The sequence below is a fragment of the Prescottella subtropica genome, assembly GCF_005434945.1.
Classification (GTDB): Bacteria; Actinomycetota; Actinomycetes; order Mycobacteriales; family Mycobacteriaceae; genus Prescottella; species Prescottella subtropica.
Genome location: NZ_SKCH01000020.1, coordinates 55,885 through 70,257, shown reverse-complemented (window position 1 = coordinate 70,257; position 14,373 = coordinate 55,885). Strand labels below are relative to the sequence as shown.

The window sequence follows — 14,373 nt, the reverse complement described above, 5'->3', positions numbered from 1 at the left end:
AGAGTTACGGCGGCCATAGCGGAGGGGAAACGCCCGGTCCCATTCCGAACCCGGAAGCTAAGCCCTCCAGCGCCGATGGTACTGCACTCGACAGGGTGTGGGAGAGTAGGACACCGCCGAACACCTTTTCAGTGAGGGCCCCCACCAATAGGTGGGGGCCCTCACTGCTTTCTGTACCCCTTTTTTTGTGGTGGGCCCGGAACCCGCCGGCACCTCGACGAAGGTGTGCCGCAGCCGCGAATCAGATCCGATCGGCGTCGTCGCTGTTCCGGGAGATCCGTCGCAGTAACCGCGCCAGCGTGGCGCGTTCGTCGGCATCGAGGCCGGCCAACAATCGATGGTCCCGTTCGACACGTCGGGGCAGTTCCCGATCGACGAACGCGCGTCCGGCCTCCGTCACCTGGAGTAACACGACGCGGCCGTCGCGTTCGAAACGTTTGCGCTCGACGAGACCCATTTTCACCAGTCGTTCCGCCTGCTTGGTGGTGGCGGCGCCGCTGACCATCGTCACCGCAGTGACCTCGCTTGCCCGCAACGGACGGTCACGTCGCGCCAACGCGCACAGAACCTCGAACTCCGCCCGCGTCACACTGCTCGGTGCGAGAGCCCGGTCGAGTTGATGCAGGGTCTGCGAGCTGATCCGGGTGATCCGTCCGATGATCTCGATCGGCGACGTGTCGATCTCCGGGTACGAGCGTCCCCACTCGTCACGGACGTGGTCGATGAAATCGGGGTCGGGACGGTCGGTCGAATCCACGTCCTCATCCTAGTCGGGCAGAGATCAACTTCATTATTATTTTACTAGTGAAGTAGGTTCCGTACACTGGCGGAATGACGGTGCTCGAGACTTCCGACCAGACCCGGTTCGACCATGCCCGGGACGCGCTGGCGCACACCGTGTCGCCGCGCACGTGGCGTCGCGCATTCGACCTCGGGAGGGCGGACGCGACGATCGCACCGGCACTGCGGGTCGGACTCGCGACGGCCGTCGTACTGGTCGTCGGCGCTCTCCTCGGCTACCGGGAACTCGCGGGGTTCGCGGCGCTGGGGGCGCTGGCGTCGGCGTTCGGACGGTACGAGCCCTACCCGCGACTGGCCGGCAAGCTGGCACTGGTGGGTGCGGTCCTCGTCGCGTCCATCGGGTTCGGTGGAATCCTCGGTGCCGTGGGTCTGCCCGTGTGGCTGCTCATCGCCGTGCTGTCGCTGCTCGCGGGTGCGGCGTCGGCCTACATGAACGCCTTCCAGCTGATCGGTCCGGGCCCGGTGATCCCGGTGTTCGCCGCGACCGGTGCGGCCGGGTTCTCGGCGACCGTGGGAGATGCGGTCGCGGTGACGACGGCAGCCGCTGCCGGTGTGCTCGTCGGGTGGGCCGCTGCGATGCTGCCCGGACTGTTGCTGCCGTTGGGGCCGGCCCGTCTCGCTGCGGCGCGGGCATTCGAGGTCGTCGGCACGCTCGAGGACCGTGACGGTGTCGTCGAGGCGCGTCGGGCAGTGGACCGGGCGCGGGAAGTGCTTGCGGCGAGCGGTCGTTCACGATCCGGTAGCCGCCACGGCCGCGACCTCGCCGAGCTGCTGGACGCGGCGGACTCGGCCGTCGACGCCTGGGTCGTGGACGGGAACAGTGACGCAGTGCAGGACATCGCCCGGCACGGACGGGAACTCCGCAGGATCAGACGCTCCGGTGTCATCGGCGGTGTCGGTGATCGACCGTCGCCGGCGACGGAGCTGCCGGTGCCGGTCGGGTTGCTGCGGACGGCGCGGGTGAACCTTCGTGGTCCCACGTTGCGGCACACTGTGATCCGGGTGATGGTGGCGTCGGCGCTGTCGGGATGGCTCGCGGCCGCGTGCGGTCTCGAGCATCCGCTGTGGGCGTCGCTCGGTGCGATCGCGGCACTACAGGGACTGAACTATGCGCACACCGTCCAGCGTGGGATCCAGCGTCTGCTCGGCAACATCGGCGGCGCGGCAGTCGCTGCCGGACTGCTGGCCGCGTCGCTCGGGTTCTGGCAGGCGGTCGCGGCGGTCGTGGTGCTGCAGATCGCGGCGGAACTGATGGTCCTCGTCAACTACGGGCTCACGACGCTGGTGGTGACGCCGATGGCGTTGCTGATGACCGGGTTCACGACCCCGGTGACCGCGGGGACCGGCGTCAGCCGCATCGCCGACACCCTGGTCGGTGTCGTGATCGGTGTGCTGGTCGCCGCGGTGACGGTCAGCCGGGCCGACCGCCACCACACGGCGTGAGTCAGCCGACCCGGGTGACGACCACGAACGGGCCCACCTCGTCGATCGTGAAGCGCGGGTCGTCGAACAACTGCGCCGGGAGGGTGACCGTGTACCGGCGGACGTTGGGGTCGTTCGGGTACACGTCCTCCGCCAGTCGCAGGACGTAGCCGTCGGCACTCTTACGGAAGACGAACACATCCGGTGCGCGCCACGGCAATTCGTCGAGCGCCGTGACCAGTTGGTCGGGTGCCTCGAGGTCGCTCCAACTCTCGATCGTCTCGGTGCGCTCCCGGAACTGGGCCAGCGGGTTCGCGTAGTGCGACGTCAGCGCCTGGAAACCGTAGTACGGGTAGAAGCTGAGGAAACCGGTGTCGGACGTGAGGACGACCGTGTCGTGGCGTTCGCCGGGACGGTGTTCGGTGATGATCCGGTCGACGTCGGCGAAGTAGGCGGCGGCGCCGGGCGGACGTTGGTCGGCGCGGACCCCGTCACCGTCGGTGTCGGTGTAGGCGACGGTGATGTCGCTCGCGAGGACCTGCGGAATGTTCTGCGAGAACCCGACGAGGCCGGCCAGTCCGAGCACGACGAGGGATGCCTTCACCCGCGGATTCTCGCTCGTGGCGAGCACGAGTCGGCGAGAGAATTCGAAGAAGCCGAACACGCCCGCGGTGCCGAGCAGCAGGATCAGCACGGGCTCGAGCCGGAACGACAGCAGCGTGCCGCCGAGCACCGTGAACGCCATCGACAGCAGCGACCACAGGTAGACCGCGATCACGCCGATCCCGAGAACCTGCGCGCGCCTCGACGTGGTCGCGCGCCAGACCAGCCAGATGGTGCCGAGCAGGCACAGTGCCCCGGCGAGGGAGAACTGGAACATCGGAAGCGGCAGGTGCGCACCGGCGTCCGGCAGATAGTGGGTGGCGGTGCCGCTGTCGGCGGCCGAGTCGCGCACCGCGTCGAGCAGATAGGGCAGCCACACGACGAGCGCGATGATCCCGGAGATCACCGCGACGGCGACGAGGCGGACGAGGGGGGTGATCGCGCCGCGCCACGATCCATTCTCCCGCACCGCGAGTCCGGCCGCGACGAGGGCCATGAGCGTCACCGCGAACGCCGTGAAACCCAGATACAGCGTGTAGAACGCGGCGGCGATGCCGAGGAACACTCCGGTCCCGGCGACGGCACCCCAACCGCCGCGGCCGGATTCACCCGGACGATGCAGTCCGCCCCACGCGAGCAGCAGCACCGGCGGGATAAGCACCGCGATGACCGCACCGTACGGTTCGGCCGAGCCGTACGCGACGACGAGTGCGGCCGTGACGAGTCCGACGACGATCGCCCAGTCTGCGCGAATCAGCTTGGTCCACAACACCAGAGCGATCACCGCGGCCACCGCGATCGACGCGATCGCATACGGCTTGAACATCTCCCAGCCGTCCAGGCCGAGCAGGTTCGCCAGGCGTCCGCCGATCCAGAACCAGCCCGCCGGGTAGTAGGGCGGCAGGTCCGCGTACGTCATGTCGTGCAGCGCAGCGGAATCGGTGAGCCGCGTGAGGTATTCGGTGCGGAACTCCTGATCCACCGACACACCGTGCAGGTACAGCTTCGTCGCGCTCAGCGGCATCCCGAGGGTCACCGTCACGAACCCCGACAGTCCCGCCCACGACAGCACCGTCGCCGCTCGCATCCAGCGTCGGGCCCGATACGCGATCACGCACAGTGCGAGCACCGCGATCGTGACGACCTGCCCGACCGTGGTCACCGCCTGCGTCACGTTCGACGACGGGAACGCCGGCCACGACACGCGTCCGAACGCGAACAGGCCCACCGCGGACACGATCGCGGCCACGACGGCCGCGGTGATCATCTCGGCGACGGTGCCCCCGGACAGGCGGGCGGGGCGGGGCGAGGTGAGGGCGGCGGTATCCGATGGCGACACGGCCCGAGCTTACTTGGGTGGGGTCGGTGGCCCGGGGCGCAGTAAGTTGCGGGAATGAGTGACGAGCAGCAGTGGTTCCGGGACGCGCTGGCGACACCCGTGGAGACCGGGACGGTGCCGGTCACCGGCGCCGACATCGCGTACCGGGCGTGGGGCGAGACCGGCCGGCCCGGGATCGTGCTCGTGCACGGCGGCGCCGCCCACGCGCGGTGGTGGGATCACATCGGCCCGCAACTCGTCGGCGGGCGTCGCGTCGTCGCCCTCGATCTCAGCGGTCACGGGGACAGCGGCACCCGCGAGCACTATTCGCTGGATCTGTGGGCGGACGAGATCGTGGCGGTGGCGTCGACGTCGGGCATCGTCGGGAAGCCGGTCGTGGTGGGGCACAGCATGGGCGGGATCGTGGCGTTCGTCGCGTCGCACCTGTATGGGGACCGGCTGGCCGGCGTGCAGATCGTCGACTCGCCGATCCGGCAGCGCACCCCCGAGGAGGAGGCGGCCCGCCGGAAGGCGGCGTTCGGGCCGAAGAAGGTGTATCCGACGCGGGACGAGGCGCTGGCCCGGTTCCGGTTCGTGCCGCCGCAGGAGTCGGCGGTGCCGTGCGTGCGCGAGCACATCGCGGAGACGTCGCTCGTCGCCGTCGACGGCGGCTGGTCGTGGAAGTTCGATCCGGCCATGTTCACCCGATCCGGTGGGGACACCCTCGCGGTGGCGCGTCCGCGTTGCCCGATCGCGTACTTCCGGTCGCAGCACGGCATCGTCTCGGATGAGCTGCTGGCGGACATGCGGGAGAGGTTCGGCCCGGGCGCGATCGTCGCGGAGATCCCCGACGCCGGCCATCACACGATGATCGATCAGCCGCTCGCACTCGTCACCGGTATCCGCACGGTCCTCGCGGCCTGGGCGGCCACCCCCTGAAAAATCACCCCCCGAAACGCGTTTCGCGCACTTGTCGCGACCGATCCGGACCCGGACGGTGCAACAAGTGCGCGAAACGCGAGGGGACGGGATCTAGACCGGCAGCTTGCGGAAGATCGCGCGCGGAATGTGCCGCAGCACCATCATCACGAAGCGGAACGGTCCCGGCGCCCAGACGATCTCCTTGCCCTTGTCGGACGCCGACACCGCGAGCGCGGCGACGTCTTCCTTGTTCACCGTCAGCGGTGCTTCCTTGACGTGGGCGCTGAACTTGGTGCGCACCATGCCCGGTCGCACGACGGTGACCTTGGGGCCGAACGGGGCCAAGGCCTCGCCGAGTCCGAGATAGAAGCCGTCGAGGCCGGCCTTGGTGGAGCCGTACACGAAGTTGGCGCGCTTGACGCGTTCCCCGGCGACCGACGACATGACGACGATGCGGCCGAAGCCCTGCGCCTTCATCTTCTCACCGACGAGCACGCCGACCGAGACGGAGGCGGTGTAGTTGACGTTCGCGACCAGCACGGCCTTGCGCTGGTTCTGCCACAGTTCCTCGGCATCACCGTCGAGGGCGAACGCGACGACCGCGACGTCGACGTCACCCTTCGCCCAGGCGGCGTCGATCACCTTGGGGTGGCTGTCGGTGTCGAGGGCGTCGAAGTCGATGACCTCGACCTCGGTGGCACCCGCAGCCGTCATCTGGGCGACGGCGGCGTCGCGTCCCGGATCGTTCGGCAGCGCAGCGAGAATCACCCGCAGCGGCGCCTTCTTCAGATACTCCTCGCAGATCGCGAGACCGATCTCGGAGGTGCCGCCGAGGAGCAGCAGGGTCTGGGGGTTGCCCACAGCGTTGATCATCAGTGCAGTTCCAACCTTCTGGACATGTCGGAGGCGAAAACGCCTGTGGGATCGACGGATCGGCGGACCTTGGTCCACTCGTCGATCCGCGGGTACATGGCGTGGAACGTCTCGGCCGTGGTCCGCGAATCCTTCGCGGTGTACAGGCGGCCACCGAATTCGAGCACGCGCTTGTCGAGTTCGGTGACGAACTCGCTGAGGCCCGGCTTGATCCGGAAGTCGACGCAGATGTTCCAGCCGGCCATCGGGAAGCTCAGCGGCGCCTTGTTGCCCTCACCGAACAGCTTGAACACGTTGAGGAACGAGTGGTGCCCCGACGCCTGGATGTCGCGGATGATCTGCTTGAACTCGCCGACGGCCTCCGGCGGCACCACGAACTGGTACTGCAGGAACCCGCTGGGGCCGTAGCCGCGGTTCCACTCGCCGAACAGATCCAGCGGGTGGTAGAACGACGTCAGATTCTGGACCTGGTTGTCCGCGTTCTTCGTCTTGCGGTAGTACAGTTCGCCGATCACCGAGAAGTTGAACTTGTTGGCGAGACCGTTCGGGAACACGTCCGGCAGCGTCAGCAGCGTCGGCGCGTCGAACTTGAGCGGATCCTTCTGCAGCTTCGCCGGCAACTGGTCGAGCGTCGCGAGGCTGCCCCGCGACACCGCCGCCCGACCCAGCTTCGGTTCGGGGGAGATGGCGTCGAACCAGGCGCTCGAATAGTCGTAGTTGTTCTCGCTGCCGTCGCTGTGCAGCGCGATGGTCTCGTCGAGGCTCTCGGTGCGCCGGCTGTCCGCGATGAAGTACGCGGTCTCCGTCGGCGTCATCGCGATCGTCGCCTCGAGGATGATGCCGGTCAGGCCCATGCCGCCGACCGTGGCCCAGAACAGTTTCGCGTTCCGGCCGGCCGGGGTGAGGGTGCGGATCTGCCCGTCCGCGGTGAGCAGTTTCATCGAGCGCACATGGTTGCCGAAGCTGCCGGCGCTGTGATGGTTCTTGCCGTGGATGTCGGACGCGATCGCGCCGCCGATGGTGACCTGACGGGTGCCCGGCAGCACCGGAACCCACAGACCGAACGGCAGGGCCGCACGCATCAGCTGATCCAGGCTGACACCGGCGTCGACCGTCACCAGGTGCGTGTCGGCGTCGATGTGGTGGATGCGCCCCAGCGCATTCATGTCGACGACGAGCCCGCCCGCGTTCTGCGCCGGGTCACCGTAGGAGCGGCCCAGGCCGCGGGCGATGACGCCGCGTCGCAGGTGCGACGGCTTCGACTCGTTCTGCTCCGCCACCTGGGCGACCGCCTTGGCGATCACCTCGACGTCGGGTGTGGACAACACCTGGGCGGTGGTGGGCGCGGTGCGCCCCCATCCGGTGAGGGTGCGGGTCTGCGTGGGGAGCGGCTCGTGAGCCGTCTCTTCTGCTGTCTCGGACATCGGCTACGAGGTTACCTGGCGGTATCGGAGTCGCCCCGGCACGAGTGCGGCGTTCCCCACCCTCGTCGTCCGCGTTTTGCGCACTTGCCGCGCCTCCGGACCCGGAAAACGCGCGGCAAGTGCGCAAAACGCGGGAGGTCACGACGGTCGCAGCGGATCCGGTCGCCTACGCTTCGTGGCGTGTCCGGAACCCCTCACGCCCACGATCCGCACGCGCCGCTGCCGGTCGAGATCCCCGTCACCGATGCGATCGCCGACGATGCACCGGACCTGAAGACGCAGATCGTGCGCTTCGTCGCGACGGGTGGGCTGTCGGCCGTCGTCGACTACGGGTTGTACGTGTTGCTCATGGCGCTGGGTGTCACGCGGGACGCGGCGAAGGCCCTGAGCTTCGTCGCCGGCACGACCACCGCGTACCTCATCAACCGCCGGTGGACGTTCAAGGCCGAACCGAGCCGGGCCCGCTTCGTCGCCGTCGTCGTCCTCTACGCCGTGACGTTCGCGGTGCAGGTCGGTATCAACCGGGTGCTGTCCGAGAATCTCGCCGACACGTGGTGGCGGACACCGCTCGCGTTCGTGATCGCGCAGGGCACCGCGACGGTCATCAATTTCGTCGTCCAGCGTGCGGTGATCTTCAGGATCCGTTGACGTCCGTCAAACCCCTCCGGACGGTTCTGTAACCGGTTACATTTCTGGCACCGACCTACCCCGGAGGAGTCAGATCGTGCGCTACGGCATCAGCTTGTTCACCAGTGACCGCGGCATCACGCCGGCGGCGGCCGCCCGCACCGTCGAGGAGTGTGGGTTCGACGCGTTCTACGTGCCCGAGCACACGCACATCCCGGTGAATCGGGCGTCGAACCATCCGGGAACCGGCACCGAGGCCCTGCCCGACGACCGCTACATGCGCACCCTCGACCCGTGGGTGGCACTCGGGACGGCCGCGTCGGTGACGTCCCGCATCCGGCTCGGCACGTCGGTGGCGCTGCCGCTCGAACACGACCCCATCACGCTCGCCAAGACGATCGCCTCCCTCGACCATCTGTCCGGGGGCAGGGTCACGTTCGGGGTCGGTTTCGGTTGGAACGCCGAGGAACTCGCCGACCACGGCGTCGACCCGAAGAAGCGTCGGACCGCACTGCGCGAGTACCTCGAGGCGATGGGTGCGCTGTGGACGCAGGAGGAGGCGTCGTACGACGGGCAGTTCGTGAGCTTCGGCCCGAGTTGGGCGTGGCCGAAGCCGGTCCAGCAGCCGCGGCCACCCGTCCTGGTCGGGGCGGGGGCGTCGGAGAAGACGTTCGCGTGGATCGCCCGGTCCGCGGACGGCTGGATCACCACCCCCATCGAGACCGGCATCGAGGACAACGTCACGCTGCTGCGCAAGATCTGGGCCGACGCCGGACGCCCCGGGCAGCCGGAGATCGTCGTCCTCGCCGGTAAACCGGACACCGAGAAACTCGCCCGCTGGCAGGACCTCGGCGTCAGCGAGGCCCTGTTCGGGATGCCCGACGCCGACGAGGACACGGTGACGGCCTACCTGCAGCGGCTCGCCGGCAAGCTCGGTATCGGCTGATAGAGGCGGACGGGTCAGCGCGGCGGCCCTTCCTGCAGCACCAGGGTCCCGGTCCGGGCCGCGCCGGTGGCGTCCGTCCACTGCACGTCGACGCGGTCGCCGGGATGCCGCGCATTCATCGCGATCGTCAGATCCGACGACGACCGGATCGGGGCGCCGCCGAAACCGGTGATCACGTCGCCGCGCACGAGACCGGCGCTCTCGGCGGGGCCGCGGTAGCCGACGTGGATCACCTCGACACCCGCACCGTCCCCGAGGGTCGCACCGCGCCGGTCCCGGACACTCACCCCGAGCGCCGGGGTCGGACCGATGTGGACGGTCGGGGCGGCCCGGCCGGACAGCACCTCGTCGACCAACTGCAGCGCCCCCTCGATGGGGATGGCATACGACATGGGTGCCGGTGCCGCGTCCACACCGGGTTCGACGGCGTTGCCGGCGCTGTTGACGCCGACGATCTCACCGAACGTGTCGACGAGTGGCCCGCCGGAGTCGCCGGGCCGGACGTTCGCGTCGACCTGGATGAGATTCGACAGCTGGTTGCGGGAGCCGTCGGCGGTGTTGCGGGTCGTGATCGTCACCCCGACGCGGGTGACGGTGCCGGGTGCGGCCGCGGGAACCCCGCCGCCGTCGGCGTTCCCGACCGCGGTGACCGGGGCGCCGATCCGGGCAGGTTCGGCGGCGACGGTGGCCGTCGGCAGCGCGGCGCCGCCGGGCAGGCGTAGCACCGCCAGATCGCGGGAACTGTCGTAGCCGAGTACCTCGACGGGATAGGTGACGCGGTCGGGGATGCTCGTCGCCGTGATGTCGGTGCCGCCGTCGATCACGTGATGGTTGGTGAGGACCAGCGTGTCGGCGCCGTCGGGGCGGACCACGATCCCGGTGCCCGCGGTGGTTGCGAGCGACGACTGCGCGGTGAGCATCACGATCGTCGGCGACACCCGGGCGGTGACCTCGTCGGCGGACAGCGGCACCGGAGCGGGTGGTGGTGGCGGAGCGGTGACCGTCGTGACGGGAGCGGCGCCGTCCAGTGTGCCGTGTTCGAGCGGAACGGCGACGAGCGCGAGACCCGCCGCGACCAGCACTGCCAGGGCAGCGCTGACGCGGCGGATCCCCCACGCGCTCATCGGCTCAGACGGTTCCCTCCCGGTAGCGGGGCAGCAGTCCGGCGTCACGCGCCTGCTGCAGGGTCGGCGCGGCCAGATCCTTGTCGGACAGCGTCCACTGCAGCGGGCTGCCGTCGCGTCCGACACCCGGCCAGTCGATGCCGATACCCGGGTCGATCGGGCTCACCTCGTGTTCGCGTTCCGGGTCGTAGCCCGTCGAACACAGGTAGACGATCGTCGAATCGTCCTCCAGCGACAGGAATGCGTGTCCCAGTCCTTCCGAGAGGAACACCGCACGCCGGTCGGTGTCGTCGAGCAGCACCGACTCCCACCGCCCGAACGTCGGCGACCCCACCCGCAGATCGACGACGACGTCGAGGACCGCCCCCTTCGCGCAGGTGACGTACTTGGCCTGTCCGGGTGGGACGTCCGCGAAATGGATGCCGCGCAGCACACCGGCCGCGGACACCGAACAGTTGGCCTGCTGCAGATCCAGCGTGCGGCCGATCGCCTCGGAGAAACCCGGCTCCTTGAACCATTCGAGGAACACCCCGCGCCGGTCGGCGAACTGGTGGGGCGTGATCTCCCACGCCCCCGGAACCGTCAACTCCCGATACTTCATGGTCACCATTCCCGACCGTGCTCGAGCAGACCCAGCAGGTACGTGCCGTACCCGGACTTGACCAGCGGTTCGGCGCGCCGACGCAGTTCGTCGTCGGAGATGAACCCGCGTCGCCACGCCACCTCCTCGGGGACACCGATCTTCAGACCCTGCCGCTGCTCGATGGTGCGGACGTAGTTCGACGCGTCGAGCAGTGAATCGAAGGTGCCGGTGTCCAACCACGCCGTGCCCCGGGGCAGCACCTCCACCTGCAGACGCCCCGCCTCGAGATACGTGCGGTTGACGTCGGTGATCTCGTACTCGCCGCGCGCCGACGGCGTCAGCTCCCGGGCGATGGAGACGACGTCGTTGTCGTAGAAGTACAGACCGGGCACCGCATAGTTGGACCGCGGCGCCGCCGGCTTCTCCTCGAGCGAGACCGCGGTGCCGGTGTCGTCGAACTCGATGACGCCGTACGCGGTCGGATCGGACACCCAGTACCCGAACACCGCGCCACCCTTGACATCGTGGAAACGGTTCAACGTGGTACCCAGGCCGGGACCGTAGAAGATGTTGTCGCCCAACACCAGCGCCGCCGAATCGGAGCCGATGTGGTCGGCGCCCAACACGAAAGCCTGTGCGAGACCGTTCGGTTCCGGCTGCACCTGATAGCTCAGGGAAATACCGAAACGGGAGCCGTCGCCGAGCAGATTCCGGAACTGGTCGGCATCCCCGGGGGTGGTGATGATCAGGATGTCGCGGATCCCGGCCAACATCAACGTCGACAGCGGGTAGTAGATCATCGGCTTGTCGTAGACCGGTACCAACTGCTTGCTCACCCCGAGTGTGATGGGGTGCAGACGGCTTCCCGTGCCGCCGGCCAGAACGATTCCGCGCATGACTGGAAGTGTTTCACGCGTCGACGATGCGCGACCGAGGTCTACCGGAGTCCGCCGGTACTGTCCTTTCCACGAGGTTGCTCGTCACCGGGCAGTAGACCCGTCCGGTGCGATCGCCCTGATTCCGCACGCAACCGGCGATCCGGCGGTAGCGTCACCAGCATTCGTGTCGGGGATGTCGCTCTGGCGTCGAGCCTGGAGGGGGCACTCGCATGAGGGTCGCAACACAGCACACGGGTCGATGCGGCAGGGCGGTGCGCCGCGCCGTCGTCGTCGCATCGGCGTTCGCAACGGTCACTGTCGGCCTCGCATCGGGTGCCGGGGCGGATCCTGTCGTCGACGCGCAGGGCTGTGCCCCGATCCGCGTCGAAGGGGCCCTCGCGGGGGCTGTCGACGCGATCGCACCCGGTTTCGAGCTGCCGGTGCCGTGTCACGACGCGGTCGGTGTCGGCTACATCGGGCCCGCCGAACTGCAGGCCGGGGCCATCGGGTCGGCCGTCGCCGCCGGACTCGGCAGCCTCGGGCTGATCGGGGCCAGCAGCATCGACTGGAACAACATCGGCCCCGACAACACCGGCTCCTTCAACCTCGGCTGGGCCAACACCGGCTCCAATAACGTCGGCTCCGCGAACACCGGATCCGGCAATGTGGGTTCGGCCAACACCGGCTCCGGCAACGTCGGCTCCGCGAACACCGGATCCGGGAACCTCGGCTCCGCCAACACCGGATCACTCACCTACGGATCCTTCAAAGCCGGATTCGGATCACTCTCGGCGGGATCGGCGGGCATCGGGACGCTCAGCTGAGGTTGCTGGCGATGGCCGGTCACCGGGGATCAGATGGAACCGAGGTCGCGGATCAGCCCATCCGGTGACGGAGCATCAGATAGACCGCTCTGCGCATGAACGAGGTCCCCAAAGCCTTGGCGTTGCCGACCCGGACATCCGACCGTGACAGCAGACCGGGTTCGGTCGCGCGCAGTGACTCGTGGAAAGCTGCTGCCTGTGACGCCTGCTGCCGCGCCAGCCGCACGCTCCACTGTCCTGCGTTGATGCGGAACGACGCCAGCGGACGGGGAATCGCGACGACATCGCCGTGTAGGGCGACCCCGACATAGGTGGCCTCGTCGATCAGGTACGGGTGGGCGTCGTTCCACCAGCCGATCTTCTCCAGCACGGCCCGCCGCATCATGACCGAGCCGGGTTCGCCGAAGATGTTCGCACCCGCGGTGACGGTGCGCCGCGCGGCGACCCGGCCGCTGACCGGCCCGGACAGCCCTGCGAGTCCGCGCGCGGCGAGTACCGTCCTGCCCGCGGCGTCGACCAGGGTGCGCTGGGCTGCGACGAGCACTGCTGCCGGGTGTGCGTCGAACGCGGCCACCTGCTCGGCGAGGCAGGTCGGGAAAATGGTGTCGTCGCCGCAGACCAATTTGAGTAGTTCGCCGCTCGCGGCCTGGCTCACGCGGTCCCAGTTGGCCTTGGCGCCACCGCCCGCGGGCGTGCCGAGGACGGTGACGCGAGGATCGTCGGCGTAGGGCGCGAGGGCGGCGAGGGTACCGTCCGTCGACGCGTGATCGGCGACGATAAGTTCGAAGTCCTCGTAGGTCTGTCCGAGGATCGAGTCGATCGTCTCGGCAATGTAGTCGGCGTTGTTGTATGCCGGAACGACAACGGAGACCCGGGGTGTCATACGGAACCCGCCCCTTTCTTTCTGTTGAACGAGAAATCTCGGTACCCGAAGAAGCTGGCGGTCGCCGTCACCGCGGTGATCGCGATCTGCGCAGGGATCGGTGGGAATCCGAAGACCGAGACGGCCAGCGTCATCAGGGCCATGTTGATCGCGAATGCGCCGAAGTTGACGACCACGAACCGCCACAGGTCGCGGAGCAGATGTCCACGGACCCGGAATACCAGGTACCGGTACATGGAGAACGCGCACAGTACGTTGCACAGGTAGCCGGCGACGATCGCGAAGTGGTAGCCGAGTCGGTCGCCGACGGCGACTTGCCAGACGATGAACCAGGCCGTGCCCAGGACGGTGTTGACTCCGCCGACCAGCAGAAACGCCAGCGCCTGGTTCTTGAACAGCCGCATCAGTGGACCCGCACTGCCGGTCATGCCCGCGGGCGGAGTCGACTGGGTGCTGCCCGGCCTCGGGTCGTGGGGACCTGGGTCGGTCAACTTGTGGCCCTTCATCGCTGGGAGGTGTCTGCTTGCCCGGTGGACCCTACCCGAGGGGGTGCGCGCCGCTGTCGAACCGCGGCAGCAGTCCCGTCTCGACCGCGTCGGCCAGCGAGGGGGCGGCCGCATCCTTGTCGGAGAGCCGGAACTCGAGCGGACGACCGTCCCGGCCCACGGTGGGCCAGTCGATCCCGACCTCCGGGTCGAGTGGGTCGATGCCGTGCTCGCGGCCCGGTGTGTACCCGGTCGAGCACAGGTAGACGACGGTGGAGTCGTCCTCGAGGGAGAGGAAGGCGTGGCCGAGTCCCTCACTCAGAAACACGGCGCGGCGGTCGGTGTCGTCGAGCAGGACCGCGTCCCACACCCCGAAGGTCGGCGACCCGACCCGCAGGTCCACCGCGACGTCGAGGACCGCGCCACGCACGCAGGTCACGTACTTGGCCTGTCCGGGCGGGACGTCCGCGAAGTGGACGCCCCGCAGCACGCCGGCCGCGGAGACCGAGCAGTTGGCCTGCGCGAGATCGAGGGACCGACCGGTGGCCTCGGCGAAGGTCGGGTCGCGGAACCACTCCAGGAACACGCCGCGGTCGTCACCGAATTGCTTGGGTGTGAACTCCCATGCACCGGGCACTTCCAGTTCACGAAACTGCATTTC

Annotated in this window: 15 protein-coding genes and 1 rRNA gene; 6 read left to right on the top strand and 10 right to left on the bottom strand. The window is 68.6% G+C overall.

Translation table 11 applies throughout. The annotated features are described in order from the left end of the window. Positions 1 to 5 precede the first annotated feature (5 nt). A 5S ribosomal RNA gene (gene rrf, locus E0497_RS16035) occupies positions 6 to 122 on the top strand. A gap of 119 nt (positions 123 to 241) precedes the next feature. Here rrf and E0497_RS16030 read toward each other — a convergent pair. Next, on the bottom strand, positions 242 to 757 hold the full coding sequence (locus E0497_RS16030; RefSeq protein WP_137725783.1) for a MarR family winged helix-turn-helix transcriptional regulator: 516 nt from the start codon (positions 755 to 757) through the stop codon (positions 242 to 244). 74 nt (positions 758 to 831) lie between these two features. Between E0497_RS16030 and E0497_RS16025 the strand changes: the two genes are divergently transcribed. Then, a complete protein-coding gene (locus E0497_RS16025; RefSeq protein WP_137725782.1) occupies positions 832 to 2,244 on the top strand; it encodes an FUSC family protein in 1,413 nt (470 codons plus the stop codon). Position 2,245: 1 nt separating this feature from the next. Here E0497_RS16025 and E0497_RS16020 read toward each other — a convergent pair whose 3' ends face one another. Further along, complete coding sequence (locus tag E0497_RS16020) at positions 2,246 to 4,093, bottom strand: galactan 5-O-arabinofuranosyltransferase (RefSeq protein WP_137725794.1); 1,848 nt, start codon at positions 4,091 to 4,093, stop codon at positions 2,246 to 2,248. Between the two features lie 126 nt (positions 4,094 to 4,219). On the opposite strand from E0497_RS16020, the gene E0497_RS16015 reads away from it, so the two are divergent. Continuing rightward, the gene (locus E0497_RS16015; RefSeq protein ID WP_137725781.1) at positions 4,220 to 5,083 is read left to right on the top strand and encodes an alpha/beta fold hydrolase; all 864 of its coding nucleotides are present in this window, start codon (positions 4,220 to 4,222) and stop codon (positions 5,081 to 5,083) included. A gap of 93 nt (positions 5,084 to 5,176) precedes the next feature. Here E0497_RS16015 and E0497_RS16010 read toward each other — a convergent pair whose 3' ends face one another. After that, positions 5,177 to 5,938 carry a decaprenylphospho-beta-D-erythro-pentofuranosid-2-ulose 2-reductase gene (locus tag E0497_RS16010; RefSeq protein WP_137725780.1) on the bottom strand — a complete coding sequence of 254 codons (762 nt, stop codon included), beginning with the start codon at positions 5,936 to 5,938 and terminating at the stop codon, positions 5,177 to 5,179. After that, a complete protein-coding gene (locus E0497_RS16005) occupies positions 5,938 to 7,362 on the bottom strand; it encodes a decaprenylphosphoryl-beta-D-ribose oxidase (protein WP_137725779.1) in 1,425 nt (474 codons plus the stop codon). The genes E0497_RS16010 and E0497_RS16005 overlap by 1 nt, the downstream gene beginning before the upstream one ends. A gap of 180 nt (positions 7,363 to 7,542) precedes the next feature. On the opposite strand from E0497_RS16005, the gene E0497_RS16000 reads away from it, so the two are divergent. After that, a complete protein-coding gene (locus E0497_RS16000) occupies positions 7,543 to 8,010 on the top strand; it encodes a GtrA family protein (protein WP_137725778.1) in 468 nt (155 codons plus the stop codon). Between the two features lie 76 nt (positions 8,011 to 8,086). Beyond that, positions 8,087 to 8,935, top strand: coding sequence for an LLM class F420-dependent oxidoreductase (locus tag E0497_RS15995; protein ID WP_137725777.1), 849 nt, complete (start codon positions 8,087 to 8,089; stop codon positions 8,933 to 8,935). Positions 8,936 to 8,949: 14 nt separating this feature from the next. On the opposite strand, the gene E0497_RS15990 is transcribed toward E0497_RS15995, so the two are convergent. The 3 genes from E0497_RS15990 to rfbA are packed head-to-tail and all read right to left on the bottom strand — an operon-like array spanning position 8,950 to position 11,538. Then, positions 8,950 to 10,059, bottom strand: coding sequence for a S1C family serine protease (locus tag E0497_RS15990; protein WP_137725776.1), 1,110 nt, complete (start codon positions 10,057 to 10,059; stop codon positions 8,950 to 8,952). Between the two features lie 4 nt (positions 10,060 to 10,063). After that, complete coding sequence (locus tag E0497_RS15985) at positions 10,064 to 10,660, bottom strand: dTDP-4-dehydrorhamnose 3,5-epimerase family protein (RefSeq protein ID WP_137725793.1); 597 nt, start codon at positions 10,658 to 10,660, stop codon at positions 10,064 to 10,066. Positions 10,661 to 10,662: 2 nt separating this feature from the next. Next, on the bottom strand, positions 10,663 to 11,538 hold the full coding sequence (rfbA, locus tag E0497_RS15980) for a glucose-1-phosphate thymidylyltransferase RfbA (protein ID WP_137725775.1): 876 nt from the start codon (positions 11,536 to 11,538) through the stop codon (positions 10,663 to 10,665). Positions 11,539 to 11,750: 212 nt separating this feature from the next. Between rfbA and E0497_RS15975 the strand changes: the two genes are divergently transcribed. Further along, entirely contained in the window at positions 11,751 to 12,344 is a 594-nt protein-coding gene (locus E0497_RS15975; protein ID WP_137725774.1) for a pentapeptide repeat-containing protein, read from the top strand. 52 nt (positions 12,345 to 12,396) lie between these two features. Here E0497_RS15975 and E0497_RS15970 read toward each other — a convergent pair whose 3' ends face one another. From E0497_RS15970 to E0497_RS15960, 3 genes are all read right to left on the bottom strand, one after another. Continuing rightward, positions 12,397 to 13,227 (bottom strand): glycosyltransferase family 2 protein, encoded by an 831-nt coding sequence (locus tag E0497_RS15970; RefSeq protein ID WP_137725773.1) that lies wholly within the window; start codon positions 13,225 to 13,227, stop codon positions 12,397 to 12,399. After that, positions 13,224 to 13,655, bottom strand: coding sequence for a GtrA family protein (locus tag E0497_RS15965; RefSeq protein WP_241665929.1), 432 nt, complete (start codon positions 13,653 to 13,655; stop codon positions 13,224 to 13,226). Before E0497_RS15965 ends, E0497_RS15970 begins: the two co-directional genes overlap by 4 nt. A 109-nt stretch (positions 13,656 to 13,764) precedes the next feature. Continuing rightward, positions 13,765 to 14,370, bottom strand: a complete 606-nt coding sequence (locus E0497_RS15960; protein WP_137725771.1) for a dTDP-4-dehydrorhamnose 3,5-epimerase family protein — start codon at positions 14,368 to 14,370, stop codon at positions 13,765 to 13,767. Positions 14,371 to 14,373: the final 3 nt, after the last annotated feature.

Excerpts from the sequence above, each read along its gene's own strand:
- E0497_RS16025 (WP_137725782.1), top strand. The coding sequence starts at position 832 with ATGACGGTGCTCGAGACTTCCGACCAGACCCGGTTCGACCATGCCCGG.
- E0497_RS16020 (WP_137725794.1), bottom strand. The coding sequence starts at position 4,093 with ATGATCACCGCGGCCGTCGTGGCCGCGATCGTGTCCGCGGTGGGCCTG.
- E0497_RS16015 (WP_137725781.1), top strand. The coding sequence starts at position 4,220 with ATGAGTGACGAGCAGCAGTGGTTCCGGGACGCGCTGGCGACACCCGTG.
- E0497_RS16010 (WP_137725780.1), bottom strand. The coding sequence starts at position 5,938 with ATGATCAACGCTGTGGGCAACCCCCAGACCCTGCTGCTCCTCGGCGGC.
- E0497_RS16005 (WP_137725779.1), bottom strand. The coding sequence starts at position 7,362 with ATGTCCGAGACAGCAGAAGAGACGGCTCACGAGCCGCTCCCCACGCAG.
- E0497_RS15990 (WP_137725776.1), bottom strand. The coding sequence starts at position 10,059 with ATGAGCGCGTGGGGGATCCGCCGCGTCAGCGCTGCCCTGGCAGTGCTG.
- E0497_RS15985 (WP_137725793.1), bottom strand. The coding sequence starts at position 10,660 with ATGAAGTATCGGGAGTTGACGGTTCCGGGGGCGTGGGAGATCACGCCC.
- rfbA (WP_137725775.1), bottom strand. The coding sequence starts at position 11,538 with ATGCGCGGAATCGTTCTGGCCGGCGGCACGGGAAGCCGTCTGCACCCC.
- E0497_RS15975 (WP_137725774.1), top strand. The coding sequence starts at position 11,751 with ATGAGGGTCGCAACACAGCACACGGGTCGATGCGGCAGGGCGGTGCGC.
- E0497_RS15970 (WP_137725773.1), bottom strand. The coding sequence starts at position 13,227 with ATGACACCCCGGGTCTCCGTTGTCGTTCCGGCATACAACAACGCCGAC.
- E0497_RS15965 (WP_241665929.1), bottom strand. The coding sequence starts at position 13,655 with ATGACCGGCAGTGCGGGTCCACTGATGCGGCTGTTCAAGAACCAGGCG.
- E0497_RS15960 (WP_137725771.1), bottom strand. The coding sequence starts at position 14,370 with ATGCAGTTTCGTGAACTGGAAGTGCCCGGTGCATGGGAGTTCACACCC.